Source organism: Cryomorphaceae bacterium 1068, assembly GCA_027214385.1.
Classification (GTDB): domain Bacteria; phylum Bacteroidota; class Bacteroidia; order Flavobacteriales_D; family Cryomorphaceae; genus JAKVAV01.
In genome coordinates this window covers 305,807-323,331 of sequence record JAPVXR010000003.1, presented here as the reverse complement: position 1 = coordinate 323,331, position 17,525 = coordinate 305,807, and the positions used below count along the sequence as shown (strand labels likewise).

Genomic DNA, 17,525 nt, shown 5'->3' with positions numbered 1-17,525 from the left:
AAGCGGCCTCATAGCACAGTCATTTTGTCCGAATCATTGGCTTCCTACTGCCATTTTTTCCGCTTTTATGAGAAAAATCGAAACGGCTCAAGATTTGACGACAAGAAAACATAATTAATCAGTTATGGACTTTCAAAAAATGACAATCAAGTCCCAGCAAGCCATCCAAGATGCTCAGCAACTTGTGACGGAAAAGGGACAGCAAAGCATCGAAACTGCACACCTATTAAGGGTGATGCTCGATGCAGATAAAAACGTAATCCCTTATTTACTTAAGAAACTTTCAGTTAATACAGACCTTTTAGAACAGGCGCTGGACAAACAAATTGAATCATTTCCAAAAGTGAGTGGCGGACAAGTTCAGTTGAGTCGATCGGCTACTGAAGCAGTGAATCGCTCCTTTACATACCTTAAGGAATTCGGAGACGAATTCGTTTCGTTGGAACACCTATTACTTGCCATTCTCGATGGTAAGGACTCGACGGCTCAAATGCTCAAGGATATGGGCATTACAAGAAAGGCTTTGAAACAAGGCATTCTTGAACTCCGAAAAGGTGAAAAGGTAACGTCAGCGAGTCAGGAAGACACATACAATTCTTTGGATAAATACGCCAAGAATCTGAACGATTTGGTTCAAAATGGTAAGCTCGACCCTGTAATCGGTAGAGATGAAGAGATACGTCGGGTGTTGCAAATTTTGACCAGGCGGACCAAAAACAATCCTATATTAGTAGGTGAGCCAGGAACGGGTAAAACAGCCATCGTAGAAGGAATCGCCCACCGAATTGTGAGTGGCGATGTACCTGAAAACTTGAAGGACAAAATTGTTTATAGCTTGGACATGGCTGCACTAATAGCGGGTGCGAAATACAAGGGGGAATTTGAAGAGAGACTCAAAGCTGTGGTGAATGAAGTCACCAAGGCCGAAGGACAAATTATCCTTTTCATTGATGAGATTCACACCCTTGTAGGTGCCGGAGGTGGCGAAGGTGCAATGGATGCTGCAAACATTTTGAAGCCTGCTTTGGCCCGTGGAGAGCTGAGAGCGGTGGGTGCGACTACGCTTAATGAGTACCAGAAGTTCTTTGAAAAAGACAAAGCCTTGGAGCGACGGTTCCAAAAAGTAATCGTGAATGAACCTGATCGTGAATCGGCGATTTCGATATTACGAGGGATCAAAGAAAAGTACGAGGCGCATCATAAAGTGCGGATCAAAGATTCTGCAATCATATCAGCCGTAGAGCTTTCGCAGCGCTACATTACTGATCGATTCTTGCCGGATAAAGCCATCGACTTGATTGACGAGGCTGCTTCAAAGCTCAGAATGGAGATCAATTCCAAGCCTGAAGAGCTCGATGAGATCGAAAGAAGAATCATGCAGCTCGAAATTGAACGAGAAGCGATAAAAAGAGAGAAAGATCAATTTAAGCTGAAAGGCTTAGGCGAAGAATTGGCCAATCTTAATGAGAAACGAGACCAGCTCAAAGCCAAATGGGAAGCTGAGAAAGGATTGGTGGAAGCCATACAACAGGAGAAGGAAAATATTGAGCAACTTAAGTTTGAGGCCGAGAGAGCGGAGCGAGAAGGTAATTACGGAGAGGTAGCCGAAATTCGATACGGAAAGCTGAAAGAAGCCGAAGAGAGGCTGGAAGAATCGAGAAAGCTATTGATCGATGAACAGTCCAATTCTAAGATGATCAAGGAGGAAGTAGACGAAGAAGAAATTGCTGACGTGGTGAGCCGCTGGACGGGAATTCCCGTGACAAAGATGCTTGAAAGCGAACGCGAGAAGCTGCTGAATCTCGAAGACCATTTGCACGAAAGAGTTGTTGGTCAGGAAGAAGCGGTAGAAGCCGTCTCCGATGCAGTTAGAAGGTCTCGCTCGGGACTGCAAGATGAGAAGCGCCCTATTGGATCCTTTATTTTTATGGGAACAACCGGTGTTGGTAAAACCGAATTGGCAAAAGCCTTAAGCGAATACCTCTTTAACGACGAGCATGCCATGACGCGAATCGATATGAGCGAATACCAAGAGCGGCACAGCGTGAGTCGATTGGTGGGAGCTCCTCCGGGATATGTAGGGTACGATGAGGGCGGACAGCTTACCGAAGCGGTTAGAAGAAAACCCTACAGTGTAGTACTTCTAGATGAGATTGAGAAAGCTCACCCCGATGTGTTTAACGTGCTGCTACAAGTATTGGATGATGGTGTATTGACCGATAACAAAGGAAGAAAGGTGAACTTTAAGAACACCATCATCATTATGACTTCTAATACGGGATCTGATATCATTCAGCAGCGATTTGACGAAGCAAAAGGAAAAATGGATGAGAAGACGCAAGAAAAGACCAAGATGGAGGTTTTTGAAATGCTCAAGGCTTCCATGCGACCTGAGTTCTTAAACAGAATAGATGAGATAATTATGTTCAAGCCACTCAACAGGAAGGATATTTTGGAGATCGTTAAGCTTCAAATTGATCTTCTCTCGGCAAAAATGGAGCATATGGGAATCGATCTCACGGCCTCAAAAGAAGCTATGGAGTATATCGCGGAAAAAGGTTTTGACCCTCAGTTTGGAGCTAGACCTGTGAAGCGACTTATTCAGAAAGAGGTATTGAACACTTTGAGCAAGCAACTCTTGGCTGGTACGATTGATCGGGAAGAACCAATTGTGATGGATGTATTCGACGGAGAGGTCGTCTTTCGGAAACCACTGAAAGAAGAATTGGAAAAACTGATTTCATAATTAATACCAACAAGCAATCGAAAGTCGGCTCGTGAATTAAATCATAGGCCGGCTTTCGTATTTTTGGGAATATGAAAACCATCTACTTCAACCGTCACGCAAAGTCCGACTGGTCCAATGAGGGACTTAGTGATTATGATCGTCCTTTAAATACTCGCGGTTTACGCGATGCACCAAAAATGGGCAAACGTCTGACAGTTCGAGAAGAAAACATAGAACTCTTCGTCAGTAGTCCTGCCAATCGAGCCATTAGCACGGCGCGAATCATGTCAAAGGAATTTGGTTATGATTTGGAAAACATCGTCGAAGTAGACAGGCTATATCTCCCTTCTGTTCGAGACTTTTTGCATTCTATTTCAGAAACAGACAACAGTTACGGCTCCATTATTCTCTTTGCTCACAATCCAGGAATTACCGATGTCGTGGAGTACTTGACGAATGAATCTCTTGGAAACATTCCTACTTGTGGAATTGCGAAAGTTGAATTTTCTAATGCAGACTCTTGGGAAGAAATCTCTAAAGGAACAGGTCAGTTGGTCTTTTTCGATTATCCCAAAAAGGAATTTTAGCAACTAGATATCCTGATTTTCTTAAAAAAAGCGCCCCGATTTCTCAGGGCGCTTTTTGCATTCGAGTTGTAGGTGGTACTATGATAATTCGATCATCCATTCGTGCGGATCGTCAATTCTGAATTTTTTAAGATCTACGAAGTATTTCATCAGTCGATTAGACAATTTACGGTCTTCAACTTTAGGCAACTGATATACTTTGTCTCCATCAGCAATTGCTTCGATATGTGCTATGGTCGCGGCTGTTCCACATCCAAAAGCTTCTTCTAATGTATCGCTTTTCATGGCTTCTTGAAGTTCCGCTACAGAGACTCTTCTCTCCTCTACTTCCACTCCCCAATCTCTTGCCAATTGCAAAGCACTTCGGCGTGTTACCCCGTCAAGAATTGTTTCTCCAAGCTCAGGTGTGATCAATTTCCCATCAATAACGAACATAACGTTCATCGTGCCGCTTTCTTCAATGTAAGCGTGCTCTTTTGCGTCTGTCCATAGGAGTTGGTCGTAGCCTTGATCGTTGGCCAATTTTGCAGGGTATAAAGAGCCTGCATAATTTCCTGCAGTCTTAGCGTAGCCGGTTCCTCCTTTAGCAGCGCGAGTAAATTCCCTTTCAATTTTGATTCTTACGGGCTTTACATAGTATGCATTTACCGGTGCTGCCAAAATCATAAAGCGGTAGCTCTGACTAGCCTTGACGCCAATGTATTCATCGATGGCAAAAAGCACCGGGCGCAAGTATAGAGAAGAAAGCTCCAATGTCGGTATCCATTCGTTCTCTAGTCGGACAAGCTCATTCAGAGCGTCCATAAAAATATTCTCAGGAATCTCAGGCATACACATTCGCACCGCTGATTTGTTCATCCTTTTGATATTCAAGTCAGGGCGGAATAGTCCGTAGCGCCCATCTTCATTCTTGAAAGCTTTCAGCCCTTCAAAAATGCTCTGACCGTAGTGAATCACCAAAGAAGCGGGCGACATGGTCATATTCTGAAAAGGCATGATGGTAGGCTGTTGCCATTTTCCGTCTACATAATCCATCACAAACATGTGATCTGAAAATGTTTGACCGAATTTTAAGTTCTTAAAATCTGTGGTATCTAGTTTACTCTGAGTAGTTTTCTGAATTTTTATGGTCTGTGTATCGATCATTTTATGTCTTCAATTGGACTGCAAAAATAGCTATTTTCAAGGTGTGTTCAAAGCAGAAACGATTAACAATCAGCAAAGTGTGTCTTCGACACTTTAAGCTTCTGCCCACTGTTTGCTTTGAACCTAAGCACGTTAATCTTATCATAGGGTCGAAAGATTAATCGCGTTCCAAACGTCAATATTTGTTATTTTGTTTTCCGGAGAAGAATAGATTTGGAAAAGGAAATACTCTACATACTAAAGAAATACTGGGGACATCAAAGCTTCAGACCTCTACAAGAGGAAATTATCCAATCTATATACAGTGGCGAGGATACATTGGCTTTGCTACCAACTGGTGGAGGCAAGTCCATTTGCTTTCAAGTACCCGCCATGGCTATGGAAGGAGTTTGCCTCGTCATCTCCCCGCTTATTGCTTTGATGCGGGATCAGGTTCAAAATCTCCGAAAAAGAGGGATTACTGCGGCCGCGCTTACCAGCGCTCAATCTCCAAGAGAAATCGATATCACCATGGATAATGCCGTTCATGGCGGACTAAAGTTTCTCTACCTCTCTCCCGAAAGGCTAAAGACGGATCTGTTCCTAGCTCGGCTCCAAAAAATGAAGGTGTCAATGGTAGCCATTGATGAGGCGCATTGCATCTCTGAATGGGGGCATGATTTTCGACCACCTTATCGGGAAATAGCCCAAATTCGAGAGCTATTACCTAAAAACACCCCATTCATAGCACTTACAGCTACTGCTACTGCAGAGGTCATTTCTGATATTGCCGAGAAGCTCGAATTGAGAAGTCCGGCGGTATTCAAAAAGAGTTTTGTCAGAGATAACCTTGTTTATGTGGTTCTGGAGGAGAATCATAAACTCAACCGAATGATCGGAGCCATTAAGAACCTTGGTGGCAGCGGTATAGTTTACGTTGGTACTCGACGAGAAACTGTGCGGCAATCTCATTTGCTGAGGGCCAATGGTATCGGAGCATTACCCTACCATGGCGGATTATCGAGTAAAGAGCGTCAAGACACCCAAGATCTTTGGATCGCCAATAAGGCTCAAGTAGTTGTTGCCACCAATGCCTTTGGTATGGGAATCGATAAGCCTGATGTACGATTTGTGATTCACCTCGACTTACCGCCAGGGCTAGAGGCTTATTTTCAGGAGGCAGGTCGCGCCGGACGCGATGGGAACCAGGCGTATGCCATTTGTTTGGTCAATGAAAACGATCGTCAAGTTTTGCAGGAAAGAGTTGAGTCTCAAATTCCAAAAAAGGAAGACGTTAAACAAGTTTATCGTGCTTTGGTAAACTTCTTCCAATTGGCCGCAGGATCCGTCATGTCGGACAATGTTCCTTTTGACTTAAAGGCTTTCGCCAAAAGATACGACCTCTCTCCCGCCAAAACTCTGCACTGCCTGAAAATCCTCGAATACGAGGAGCGAATCACTTTGTCTGATGCGGTTTACAATCCCTCCAAAGTTCAGTTTATTCAGAATACGAAGGAGCTCTACAGCTTCGAAATCGGGCATCCCAAGTTTGAGCCGATCATTCGAGTTTTGTTACGCTCATATGAAGGTCTGTTCGACCATCCGGTCCGAATTGATGAATTGGCTTTGGCCAAAAGGACAAAATCTAACTACGGAGATGTTCGAAAAATGATCGAGTATCTTGCGGAAATGAAGGTTTTGACCTATCAGCCCCACACAGACCTGCCATTTATCACTTTTCCCAAAGAACGCCCCAAAGTTGATCAACTGAATCTCGATGAAGTTCGGCTCAAGAAGCACAAGCAGAGGCTCGAAGACAAAATGAGGGCTGTCTTACGTTACACGGAAAATGATGTAATCTGCCGCAGCAGACAATTGGTGGCATATTTCGACGATTATACCGCCACAGATTGCGGTCAATGCGATGTGTGTCTGGCAAAAAAGAAGGCATTCGATCTGGTTGGAGCAAACTCTTCTATATACCTCAAATTGAAAAAAGAAATCATTGAAGAGCCCCGATCACTGGCCTATCTTTCTCGGCTTCCGGGGTTAAAATCCATTGACGTTTCCAATACCTTGCGCTGGATGTCTGATAACCGTGAAATCGATATTAATCACGAGAATGTCGTGACGCTGCTTTCGCAATAATCCAATTACCTTTGCCGGCAATGAATTATACCGTTCTTCAACTCAAAGACAAAAGCTTGAAAAGCATCCACCGACGGCACCCTTGGGTGTTTTCCGGTGGCATATTTACCGATACTCACAAACTTGTGGAAGGTGACAAAGTGCAGATTTCTGATCGTTCAGGAAAAATCCTCGGGACAGGGCATTTCGGTGATCGCAGCATAGCCGTAAGACTCTTGAGCTTTGACAACTCCGAAATCAATACAGCGTTCTACAAAGAAAAGCTTCAAAACGCTCTAGATATGCGTCTGTCCATCTGTTTACCTTCTGCCGAAACCGATGCTTTCAGATTGGTGCATGGGGAGGGTGACGGATTGCCCGGGCTCATCATAGACATCTATCGCAAGTCAGCAGTCGTTCAAACCCACAGCGGTGGGATGTCTCGTGATATTGGCCTGATTCAAGACGCTCTTTTGGGCTTATCGGGATTACAAATCGATGAAACGATCCACATTTCGGCGGAGACAAAAAGCCAAGGCAGTTGGGATACCGAAAAATCAGAAGGCAGCAAATTCTTGGAAAACGGACATCGTTTCTACGCAAACTGGAAGGACGGTCAGAAAACAGGGTTTTTCATCGATCAACGTGAGAATAGAGCATTGTTGGGATCGCTTTCGAAAGACAAAAAAGTCTTGAACGCTTTCAGCTATACGGGAGGTTTTTCGGTCTACGCGTTGAACGCCGGGGCCGAAATGGTGCATAGCTTGGACAGTTCGCGTGGAGCTTTAGATCTTGGGGAAGAGCATCTAAAAATGAATGACTTAAGTAATTCATGTCATGAAAGTATTCAAGCTGATGCACTCGAGTTTTTCAGCAAAGGAGATATTGCCGAATACGACATCATTGTATTGGATCCTCCTGCTTTCGCAAAGCATCGATCCGCGAGACATCGAGCGGTACAGGCTTATAAAAGACTGAATGCGATGGCCATGAAGAAAGCCAAGAAAGGAAGTTTACTTTTCACTTTCAGTTGTAGCCAAGTGGTCACGCCCGACCTCTTTGCTCATACTGTAGCTGCCGCAGCGATGGAAACAGGGAGAAGTATGCGAATTCTTCGCCACTTGCATCAGCCACCCGACCACCCGGTAGGAATCTATCATCCTGAAGGCGAATATTTGAAAGGACTACTTATAAGAATCGATTAAAAAGAACTACCCGAATGAAGATTGTTTTCATGGGAACCCCTGATTTTGCAGTGCCATCTATGCGTAAGCTAGCCGCTGAGCATGAGATTGCAGGTGTGATCACCGCTCCCGATAAACCTGCTGGCCGTGGGAAGAAACTTCGTGAATCGGCCGTGAAAGAAGCGGCGAATCAACTCGGGCTTCATGTGCTACAGCCTACCAATCTCAAAGACGAGGAATTTATAGAAGAGCTTAAGAGTCTTGAAGCCGACCTTTTTGTTGTGGTTGCATTCCGCATGCTCCCAACCCAAGTTTGGTCGATTCCACCAAAAGGGACGATCAATCTTCATGGCTCTCTCCTGCCCGATTACCGAGGCGCAGCTCCGATTAATCGTGCCATCATGAATGGTGAAAAGCAAACAGGGTTAACCACCTTCTTTATTAATGAGAATATCGACACGGGAGCAATCATTGATAATGTGGTTTCACCGATTGGTGAAAACGAGACCGCAGGCGAGCTTCACGATCAGATGATGGAGTTGGGTGCCAACCTACTTTTAGAAACGGTAGGAAAGATTGAAACCGGAACGGCAATTTCGAAGCCTCAGCCACAATCAGGTGAGCAAAAGGCCGCCCCGAAGATCTTTAAGGAAGATTGCCAGATTAATTGGGGGCAGACGGCACAAGTCGTTCATGACCATATAAGAGGTTTGAGCCCTTATCCCGCGGCTTACACATTGGTCACAGGTGCAGATTACGAGCGAATGAAAATATTCGAATCTCGAGTGAGCGAGCTACGAGCCTCTCTTCCCCCGGGAACGGTAGAAGCATCGAAACACAAGATGTTTGTTCATACGATCGATCACCTTATCGAAATCGAGGATGTTCAGGTGCCAGGCAAGAAAAGAATGTCCATTGAGGCATTTCTAAATGGATACCAGCCTGATGATTCCTTTAAATTCCAGTCATGAAGTTTATCGTAACTCTTTTAGTCTCTGCTCTTATTTGGACAGGAGCTTTTTGCCAAACAGATATTTCCAATTGGTCAAAAGAGACTAGCGACAATATATCGGTCGAAAGACTGGCTGGTGATAGCCTTACCACCTCATTCTTGATTCAAATCAAAGAGGAAGTCCCTTGCACTACCACGCCTATCATAGTGAACACGTTTATATTCTAGCGGGTGCAGGCGAGTTTGTTTTAAATGATGATACCACCATGGTTTCAGAGGGAATGTATTTGTTTATTCCATCCGAAAGCCAGCATTATGTTAAAGTAACTTCAGACATTCCAATGAGGGTTTTAAGCATCCAGTGTCCTGAATTCACAGGAAAGGATAGAATCAAAGTTCCTTAAAGGCCTCTACATTGCAAGGATTCAAGTGATTTGGGCCGTACTTTTCAACAAATGACCCATTTTATTAACAAACGCCCCTCCAGCGGCCGCAATCGCTTGTCCCGCTTGGTTATTCGTGTAAATTTGCTCCAATTCAACGATATTTTTGTTTAATCTAAATTACTTATTCAAATGAACAAAGCAGAATTGGTAGAAGCAATGGCAGCAGATGCCGGCCTATCTAAAGCAGATGCTAAAAAAGCACTAGACGGATTCATTAACACTACAACTTCGGCCCTTAAGAAAGGTGACAGAGTTGCATTGGTAGGATTCGGTTCTTTCTCAGTTAGCACTCGTGCGGCTCGTAAAGGACGTAACCCGCAAACTGGAAAAGAAATTAACATCAAAGCTAAAAAGGTAGTTAAGTTCAAGGCAGGTGCTGACTTGTCTGACAAAGTGAAGTAATTCACCCTTTTATCTTACTTTAAAGTCTCTTCCTCAGGAAGAGACTTTTTTGTTTTCTAACCTATGCAAAAAGACCTACGTGATCATTTAATGGAAATGATCTCTCCGAATCGCCAAGAACTCTTTCTGGAGCTGGTTGATAAAAGAACCAAAAAGATAGCGATGGTTCTCGAAGACATTTTTCAGTCGCACAATGCTGCTGCTGTCCTTCGCTCATGCGACTGCTTTGGAATACAAGATGTCCATATTATCGAAAACCGCAATCAGTTTAAACCACATAAGGACATAGAACTTGGAAGTTCCAAATGGTTGAACATATCTCGGTACGGGGAAAAAGAACAGAATACGGAGGATTGCTTAAAAGAACTTAAGGCCAATGGGTATGCGATTGCAGCCACTACTCCTCATACGCATATGACCATTGATGAATTGCCCACTGATCAGCCAATCGCTTTGGTCTTGGGAACTGAAAAACAAGGAATTTCACAAACGGTAATTGACCATGCCGATCATCTCGTTCGAATACCGATGTACGGCTTTACCGAAAGTTTTAATATCAGCGTAGCTGCGGCCGTTAGTTTGCATTCGCTCCGCAGCAAGTTTATTCGCGACTCGCAAGACTTATCTATGACAGAAGCTGAAAAAATAGAAGTACTAATCGGATGGTGCCGCAATACCATCAAGCGCGGCAATAAAGTAATTGAAGAGTACAACAGGCGAAGTCAAGACAATTAGATTTGTATATTTGGATTTCATCTTAAATTAAATAGAACAATGGGAAAAGGAGATAGAAAATCCAAAAAAGGAAAACGATTTATGGGATCTTACGGAAAACGCCGACAACGAGGGTCTCAATCCGCATTCATTCCCGAACAACCGAAACCGAAAAAGGCTAAAACTGTAGAAGAAGTAGCCGAGGAACCGAAAGCAAAAAAAGCAGCTCCTAAGAAGGCAGCGACTAAAAAAGCTCCTGCAAAAAAGGCTGCGCCAAAAAAAGCTACAGCTAAAAAAGAAGTAGCAGAAAAAGCTCCTAAAGCTGAGGCTAAAGCCGAAAAAGCTGCTGAGACAGCTGAAAAAACTGAAGAGAAAAAAGACGAGTAATACTTAACGTTTATTTTGCTTTAGTGAAAAGCAAAGAAACAACCATAAAAGCCCCGTTTTAGTCGGGGTTTTTTTATGTCAAAATTCTCACTGATACGGGCGACTCTCCTCTATCCAGTTTTCTGAAAACTTCGAGTAGCTCATCAATAGAGCCAATATCATCCACATTTGGGTAACCGATATTTCTGAGAAGATCCAAAGCGGCAAGTTCCACCCTCACATTGGGGTGCGTATTATCTCGAACAAAATGCACGAACTTCAATACCATAAAAGCATTGAACCATCGGAAAAAGCGCTTTTCAAAACTGTGGAGTCCTTTGCTGTTTTTAGCAATTTCCAGAATACGATCATCAAAGAAGTAGCTGCTGAGAAAATCTATCATGACGTAGGGCACTTGTCCGCCAAGTGTTACCAGCTCTGGTTTTGTAATGTAAAACTCGGGGATATTCTTAAAGAATCCGGCCAAGTATTTAAATGCCTGTAGATTATAAGTGTAATAGCCGGTATTTGGATTTTTAAGGAAGGAATTGATGGCTTTTCCTGTGCCAAAAGGTACCCGATCTGAGGGGCGTGGTGATGGATAGACAATTGTGGAATTCAATTCCGTAAACTCTCCCAATTCGATGATCTTGTGCAAAAAATAGAAGTCCTCCCCTGCCTTGCGGCGGTTCATTCCACCTTGTTTTTGATAAGCAGATGATAGCACCGCCATCGATGAGCCAACCGTATGGTAAGCGTATGGCACGCCTGTCGCTTTCATAGCTTGATTGTAATACCTCAAGTGAAGCTCATAATAAGTGACGGCTAAATAAGTCTTTGGCTCAAACTCGCTACCAAAGGTGGGATGCTCGTATCTAATGGAGCAACCAGGTGTCCCGGGGTTTTTCTTGAAGTGTTTGTAGAGTTCAGTCAAATAATCAGATCGGCAGCTACTATCGGCATCAAAGCAAGCGATGATCCCATCTTCTTTTCCTGTTGTTTGAAATCTCCTGACCGCCTCATCCATTCCGATTTTTCTCGCAAAACCAACACCTGCGTGCTTTTTGGGAAGCTCTTTTTCAAGAATGGCAAAGACGCTGAAACCCGGATCTCCCGATCCAATCGTTCGCTCCTCCCATTTCTTCACCTCCTCAAAAGTCCGATAATTGATCGCTGAGATTTCCTCATTCTCAACCTCACTTTGATTCACCACTACAATGACTTCTACCTCACAAGGAGGTCGTGAGCAGCTTTGCAGGGAAAGTAGCGCGTAATTGATAGATGGCTCGGCATATGACGGTATAACCACTACTATGCCCAAACCCTCAGGTGGGTCGGTTTGAATCAACCGTGGCCGAAATGAATACTTCTCGAGATAGTCTTTCAATGTCAAGGAGATAAGCGCTGCTTAACCCAATCTCCGTCACTGTTTCGGGTATAAAGAATTCTGTCGTGGAGTCGGCTTTCTCTTCCTTGCCAAAATTCGACGCGCTCTGGTTTGATCAAATAGCCACCCCAATGTTCCGGACGAGGAACATCCTCGCCTTCGAATTTTTTCGTTAACGATTCGATTTTGTCAAGCAATTCTTGACGATTTTTCAATTTTGAACTTTGGTCGCTAGCCCAAGCACCTATTTGACTGCCCCGAGGACGCGAATTAAAATAGGCATCAGACTCTTCTGTAGTGAGCTTTTCGGCCACTCCTGAAAATCTAATCTGTCGTTCCAATTCCATCCAAAAGATATTAGCCGTGCACTTCGGATTCTCCAACAAATCACTTCCCTTATCACTGTCGTAATTGGTGAAAAAGGAAATGCCGCGCTTGGTGACATCACGCATATATACTACGCGAGCCGAGGGGTAACCATTCTTATTTGCTGTAGCTAAAGTAAATGCATATGGCTCCTGAATTTCCGATTTCAGCGCCTGCTCAAACCATTTTTCGAATTGATCGAATGGATTTTCTGCCATGTTTGACTCCTCGAGAGTTTCATTTTTAAAATCTCTCCTGTCTTGTTGAACGAATGAGCGAAGTTCCTCTTTCATGGGGCTTAGTTGTTTGGAGGCACAAAAATACAAAGCCCAAGTGCGTTCCCAAAGCCTCTTGAACTCTTTGTTAAATGTTATTTTTGCACCAAAACAAAACAATTTGAAGCTTTCTTTAGACCTCGCATATAAAACTCCACCCGAATGGGCAGAACAAGTCATGACCGATTTTGACAGCTTTCTGCAAGATCATGCAGATTGCGAGCGCAAGGCATCTTCAATGGCTATGAGCTTTGTAGCAAAATGTCCTGATAAAGTTGAAATCATTCCCGAGTTAATCGACACGGCTTTAGAAGAGCTTGAGCATTTTCAATCAGTGTATCAGTTAATGGAAAAGCGTGGTATTCGTCTACCCGACCGCATGCCTAAGGATACCTACGTAGATCGGTTGATCAAGCTGTGCCGTTCATCTGTTGAAGAACGGTTGATGGATCGATTGCTGATCGCTTCTATCTTGGAGTGCAGAGGGGCTGAGCGGTTTAAACTAGTCGCTGATGCAGCCGAGGATGAAGAGATTAAAAAGTTCTACAAAAAGCTTTGGACTTCCGAAGCGAAGCATGGACACATTTTTGTTAAGTTTGCTTTGAACTACTGGCCTGAAAACGAAGTTTATGAACGTCTTAATTTCCTCAATGACGAGGAAGGTAAGATTTGTAAGTCAACACCTTGGAGAGCCGCACTGCACTAGAATTTGGATTTCAAACCAGAAAATATCGAAAGCCCCGCAAAGGGTAAGCTGCTGATCTCTGATCCGTTTATGGGAGATCCCTATTTCAATCGTTTGGTGATTTTGCTTTGTGAGCACAATAAAGAAGGCTCCTTTGGTTTTATCCTGAACAAGTACATTGAGATGGACTTAACCGACGTGATGGAGGATGTTCCCGAAATATCCAATCGCGTAAGCATTGGAGGGCCTGTTGAAAATGATCAGCTCTATTTTCTTCATACTCTCGGCGACCGTCTGCCCGGGAGTGCTGAAGTTGCTTCGGGGCTATATTTTGGTGGAGACTTTGAAATACTCAGAAGCTTACTAGCCACAAAGTCGATTGGTGAAGATGAAGTACGCTTTTTTGTGGGTTACAGTGGCTGGAGCGAAGGCCAGCTCCTTGAAGAAATGAAAGAAGAGAGTTGGTACGTGAGCGATATCAATGATTTGCCTTTGATGGATACATCACGAGATGACCTTTGGTCTTTGGCGTTCAAGAAGATGGGAGGATCTTTTTCTGTTCTGGCCAACTTTCCATCTGACCCGAGTTTGAATTAGACCTCTACCCCGCTTTTTACCCGCTCATTCAGAGCATCTACCAGGAAGTCACTCAGTTTGTGATAGAAGCGCTTATGTCTAAAACTACCAACCCATTGGACTCCGATAATAGCATTGGAGAAGAAGACTTCCTCAGCAGCTAGAATATCAGTTTCATCCAAATCTGATTCGTACACAGGTATTCCTTCTTGGAGGCAAACATTGATTAAGGCCATTCGCATGACACCGGCCACGCCACCTTCTTTTAAGCCAGGGGTTCTTACTTTGCCTCCTTTCACCGTGAAGATATTCCCTGAAGTCGTTTCAGCAATACGACCTGAATCGTTCAGAATAAGAGCCTCTGAGAATTTCTCGGCCTTAGCCCACGCCGCTGCCTGAAGGGAATAGTGGTTTCCCATCAATTTGAATTTCGACAGTTTTCCCGGAGTCTTCTGAAGATCAGTAAAGGTTCCTAAGGATGCCCCTCGATCAGGAACAACAAAGCGATTTGGGAAATAAGAAACTACTTCTGCCACATATCCGGCTCGGTTGGAATCAGAGGTGTATGCACCTCCACCTTCTCTGAAAACGGTTATTCTCAGGCGACCGCCTTCACGTATTTGTTGGGCTGAAATCAATTCTTGCAACGACTTGCGAAGAAACTTGGATTCAAACACAGGTGACATCTCCATTCGCAGGGCTTTACAGGTAGCCGAAAGCCTCTTGTAATGCGCATCCCAAAACGGAATATGACCATCGACGACTCGGATCGTTTCAAAGAAACCATCGCCCAAGCGAAAAGCTCTATTGCGACTCAGAAAGTCACTTTCAGCTCCTTCGCTCAAATAGCCGTTAATCAAATATTTAGGTTGCGTTAAGCTCATGAATTTTCAAAAGTTCGGCAAATTTAAGAGAGACCAATGAAGGAACCAATCAATTCTAGAAATCGAAGACCGAAATAGGGTTTTATAATAAGTAGCAAGGCCAAACCATACACAGCTCCAAAATAATGGGCATCATGTGCGATGCGCCCTTGACTATTCTTGCTCATATAGTACTCGTAACCAAGGTATGCTCCCCCGACGATAAATGCGGGAATACCAATCGGGATGAAGAATATGTAAATATCCATCGTAGGCAATAATAGTATAGCAGCAAGAACCACGGCCGACACAGCTCCTGAAGCTCCCAGTGAATTGTAATGAGGGTTATCCCCATGCTTTTTCAAAGAAGGAAGTGTGGCGAAGACAATTCCGCCTAAATAGAGTAAAAGGTAATAAAGGTAGCCTGTAGACGTTCCCCAAAACTCCAACTCAGGAAAATAGAAGCTGAAAGCACTAGGGTTGGTGAAAATGGTTTCAATCAAGCCTCCAAAGCTCCAGAGCACGTACATATTGAAGAATAAATGCATGAAATCACCGTGGATAAATGCGTGAGTGATCACTCGATAGTATTCCTTTCTATGCTTTACCTGATAGGCATTAAACATCAATTTCGACATCAAATCCTGATTTTGAAAAGCAAGCAGCGAAACCACTACGTTGATGATGACAATGATGGTATTGAGCGATAATTCCATTTAACTAGTATGATCGTGTATGATTTTCCATTCCCCGTTTACCTTTTCCCAAATCAACGTGAAATAACCTGAAGGATTGTCAGATTCTCTTTGTAGCGACCATTCACCAATTATATATGCTGAACTCGATGAAAGCTGATGAAATTCCAATACGTTAAAATTCAGAGATCCCATCTTTTCAGGAGTATCGTAATTATTCAGGTATCGATCTAAGACCTGTTGATGTCCTTTAGTCACTCCACTCGCTCCTGCAAAAGTCAACCCTTCACTCTTCAAGTAGTGATTCATGAAACCATTCACATCACCCTGATTCCATGATTCTTGCTGAAGTTTAAGAACGTTAACGATTTCTTCTTCTGCTGTTGGTTCCATAATACAAGAGTAGCACATCAAAAAGGCGAAAAGGAAAAGTAAATAGGCTCTCATTTAAAGTTGAATTTTTTTAATTCGATCATCGGATAGCATATTGCGAATTACTGCTCGCGCCGCAGGGCTGTCGGGAGCGGCTTCAAGTTGATTTTCGAAATACTCGATATTCGACTCCGTTTTTCCTTTTATCTTCCCATAACCACGATAGCGTCCATCTTTGATTAACGCATAACGTTTAGCGGTAGATTCAATTAAAGCAAAGGAGCGACTTTTTTCATTAAAACACCTTTGAACAAAAGCTTCGAAAGCATCTGACTCATCTTGACCATCGAACATTTCAAAATCTTCAGAAAGTGGCAATCCTGCTCTTCGTGGATTAATCCCGAACTCCATGAATGCTTTGTATACCCAGCTTTTGGCGGAGTGAAGTGAATTGAACCAAGCCAATACATCGGGCTCTGCACCGGGCTTATTGACGAAAGCAAGCCGACTTACTCCAGCTCTGTCAGTGTATGGCACTACTCCTATCGCTCCTGTTTTCTCTTTCTGAGCACGATTGTAGCGAGGCCAATGCTTCTTTATCTCAGCGTCTTCCAGCAGCAAGGCATGATATTCGCTATCAGTCTCGCGATACTCCAGCCTATGCACTTGCCTTTGAAATAGCTGTTTCCTTCGCGTTGATCCCGAAGAGGTAAAATGACTTATCACCCTTTTTTTCAGCGATTTGGCCTTTCCGATATAAATGGGTTTAGCTCCAATACCGTACATGTAATACACCCCCGGCCTATCCGGGAGGCTTAAAACTTCCTGTTCATCCAAATTGGCTGGTAAAACCAAATGGTGTTCTCCTCTTCCCAACAGTTTTTTAAGTGTTGAAGCATTGTTATCCTTCTCGAGCAATTGAAGCAAGAGTTGAGCGGTGGCCATAGCATCTCCATGAGCTCGGTGCTGCGCTTCATTTACGATTCCTAATCGATCGCAGAGCTCTCCAAGTCGGTGGGTAGTAAATTCTGGAAATATCTTCCTGGCATACCTCAAAGTACACAGCCGCTTGTGCCGAAAAGGCTTATTATTCTTATCGAAAACCGACTTGAGAAACTGATAATCAAAATTGACATTGTGCGCGACAAAGACTTTCTCATTTAGAATGTCGGCCAACTCGTCTATCGAATCCTCGATCGGCAATGCCTCGGATACCATCTTGGTATTGATGCCGGTTATCGCCTCAATAGATGCAGGTACATCTCTGCCCGGATTGAAAAGCCTGTGATAAAGCGGTTTAATCTTTCCTTCCTCGACCAAGACCACAGATACTTCTGTAATGCCATGTCCTTGATGGAATAGCCCTGTGGTTTCGATATCTACTACAGCGAATTGCAAGTGTGGATAGGAGTTTAGCCAAAGATGGGAATAAAAAAAGAGAGGCGAAAACCTCTCTTTTTTATTTGTAGCGAGATCGAGATTTGAACTCGAGACCTCACGATTATGAGTCGTGCGCTCTAACCAACTGAGCTACCTCGCCATAAGAAATTGCGGGCGCAAATATATAATTTTGACGGGATGACACAAAGCTGAAATGAAAGAGTTTGTGAAAATGATGCATCCTGCATTTTTGGTGAGTCAGAGATTTTATAATTCATATATTGTCCCTCCCGAA

The 17,525-nt window shown here is 43.7% G+C and carries 17 protein-coding genes, 1 tRNA gene and 1 pseudogene; 11 read left to right on the top strand and 8 right to left on the bottom strand.

Going from position 1 to position 17,525, the window contains the following annotated elements; genetic code table 11:
- The first annotated feature begins 124 nt into the window (after positions 1-124).
- A complete protein-coding gene (clpB, locus tag O3Q51_06460; protein ID MCZ4408441.1) occupies positions 125-2,746 on the top strand; it encodes an ATP-dependent chaperone ClpB in 2,622 nt (873 codons plus the stop codon).
- A gap of 71 nt (positions 2,747-2,817) precedes the next feature.
- The gene (locus O3Q51_06455) at positions 2,818-3,315 is read left to right on the top strand and encodes a histidine phosphatase family protein (protein ID MCZ4408440.1); all 498 of its coding nucleotides are present in this window, start codon (positions 2,818-2,820) and stop codon (positions 3,313-3,315) included.
- A gap of 78 nt (positions 3,316-3,393) precedes the next feature.
- Here the strand turns inward: O3Q51_06455 and O3Q51_06450 are convergent, their stop codons facing one another.
- The gene (locus O3Q51_06450; protein ID MCZ4408439.1) at positions 3,394-4,461 is read right to left on the bottom strand and encodes a branched-chain amino acid aminotransferase; all 1,068 of its coding nucleotides are present in this window, start codon (positions 4,459-4,461) and stop codon (positions 3,394-3,396) included.
- A gap of 213 nt (positions 4,462-4,674) precedes the next feature.
- On the opposite strand from O3Q51_06450, the gene O3Q51_06445 reads away from it, so the two are divergent.
- The 7 genes and pseudogenes from O3Q51_06445 (at position 4,675) to O3Q51_06415 (ending at position 10,397) form a co-directional block, all read left to right on the top strand.
- Positions 4,675-6,588, top strand: a complete 1,914-nt coding sequence (locus tag O3Q51_06445) for a RecQ family ATP-dependent DNA helicase (protein MCZ4408438.1) — start codon at positions 4,675-4,677, stop codon at positions 6,586-6,588.
- A gap of 20 nt (positions 6,589-6,608) precedes the next feature.
- Positions 6,609-7,772, top strand: a complete 1,164-nt coding sequence (locus O3Q51_06440) for a class I SAM-dependent rRNA methyltransferase (protein ID MCZ4408437.1) — start codon at positions 6,609-6,611, stop codon at positions 7,770-7,772.
- A gap of 14 nt (positions 7,773-7,786) precedes the next feature.
- Positions 7,787-8,722 carry a methionyl-tRNA formyltransferase gene (fmt, locus tag O3Q51_06435; protein ID MCZ4408436.1) on the top strand — a complete coding sequence of 312 codons (936 nt, stop codon included), beginning with the start codon at positions 7,787-7,789 and terminating at the stop codon, positions 8,720-8,722.
- On the top strand, positions 8,719-8,931 hold the full coding sequence (locus tag O3Q51_06430) for a hypothetical protein (protein MCZ4408435.1): 213 nt from the start codon (positions 8,719-8,721) through the stop codon (positions 8,929-8,931). Before fmt ends, O3Q51_06430 begins: the two co-directional genes overlap by 4 nt.
- A 347-nt stretch (positions 8,932-9,278) precedes the next feature.
- The gene (locus O3Q51_06425) at positions 9,279-9,551 is read left to right on the top strand and encodes an HU family DNA-binding protein (GenBank protein ID MCZ4408434.1); all 273 of its coding nucleotides are present in this window, start codon (positions 9,279-9,281) and stop codon (positions 9,549-9,551) included.
- 63 nt (positions 9,552-9,614) lie between these two features.
- Positions 9,615-10,286 carry an RNA methyltransferase gene (locus tag O3Q51_06420; protein ID MCZ4408433.1) on the top strand — a complete coding sequence of 224 codons (672 nt, stop codon included), beginning with the start codon at positions 9,615-9,617 and terminating at the stop codon, positions 10,284-10,286.
- Positions 10,287-10,325: 39 nt separating this feature from the next.
- Positions 10,326-10,397: pseudogene (locus O3Q51_06415) on the top strand (30S ribosomal protein THX).
- A 328-nt stretch (positions 10,398-10,725) separates the two neighbouring features.
- On the opposite strand, the gene O3Q51_06410 reads toward O3Q51_06415, so the two are convergent.
- Both O3Q51_06410 and pdxH read right to left on the bottom strand, forming a co-directional pair.
- The gene (locus O3Q51_06410) at positions 10,726-12,018 is read right to left on the bottom strand and encodes a glycosyltransferase family A protein (protein ID MCZ4408432.1); all 1,293 of its coding nucleotides are present in this window, start codon (positions 12,016-12,018) and stop codon (positions 10,726-10,728) included.
- Positions 12,019-12,020: 2 nt separating this feature from the next.
- A complete protein-coding gene (gene pdxH / locus O3Q51_06405) occupies positions 12,021-12,677 on the bottom strand; it encodes a pyridoxamine 5'-phosphate oxidase (protein ID MCZ4408431.1) in 657 nt (218 codons plus the stop codon).
- A 13-nt stretch (positions 12,678-12,690) separates the two neighbouring features.
- On the opposite strand from pdxH, the gene O3Q51_06400 reads away from it, so the two are divergent.
- Together O3Q51_06400 and O3Q51_06395 are read left to right on the top strand one after the other, a co-directional pair.
- The gene (locus O3Q51_06400) at positions 12,691-13,365 is read left to right on the top strand and encodes a tRNA-(ms[2]io[6]A)-hydroxylase (GenBank protein ID MCZ4408430.1); all 675 of its coding nucleotides are present in this window, start codon (positions 12,691-12,693) and stop codon (positions 13,363-13,365) included.
- Between the two features lie 3 nt (positions 13,366-13,368).
- Positions 13,369-13,941 carry a YqgE/AlgH family protein gene (locus tag O3Q51_06395; protein MCZ4408429.1) on the top strand — a complete coding sequence of 191 codons (573 nt, stop codon included), beginning with the start codon at positions 13,369-13,371 and terminating at the stop codon, positions 13,939-13,941.
- On the opposite strand, the gene O3Q51_06390 is transcribed toward O3Q51_06395, so the two are convergent.
- The 5 genes from O3Q51_06390 to O3Q51_06370 form a co-directional block, all read right to left on the bottom strand.
- Positions 13,938-14,804 (bottom strand): aminotransferase class IV, encoded by an 867-nt coding sequence (locus O3Q51_06390; protein MCZ4408428.1) that lies wholly within the window; start codon positions 14,802-14,804, stop codon positions 13,938-13,940. The two genes, O3Q51_06395 and O3Q51_06390, sit on opposite strands and share 4 nt — an antisense overlap.
- 23 nt (positions 14,805-14,827) lie before the next feature.
- Positions 14,828-15,499: a rhomboid family intramembrane serine protease gene (locus tag O3Q51_06385; protein ID MCZ4408427.1), complete on the bottom strand. Its 672-nt coding sequence runs from the start codon at positions 15,497-15,499 to the stop codon at positions 14,828-14,830.
- Positions 15,500-15,871, bottom strand: a complete 372-nt coding sequence (locus tag O3Q51_06380; protein MCZ4408426.1) for a nuclear transport factor 2 family protein — start codon at positions 15,869-15,871, stop codon at positions 15,500-15,502.
- A 54-nt stretch (positions 15,872-15,925) separates the two neighbouring features.
- Positions 15,926-17,248 (bottom strand): exonuclease domain-containing protein, encoded by a 1,323-nt coding sequence (locus O3Q51_06375; protein MCZ4408425.1) that lies wholly within the window; start codon positions 17,246-17,248, stop codon positions 15,926-15,928.
- Between the two features lie 68 nt (positions 17,249-17,316).
- Positions 17,317-17,390: transfer RNA gene (locus tag O3Q51_06370), tRNA-Met, on the bottom strand.
- Positions 17,391-17,525 lie beyond the last annotated feature (135 nt).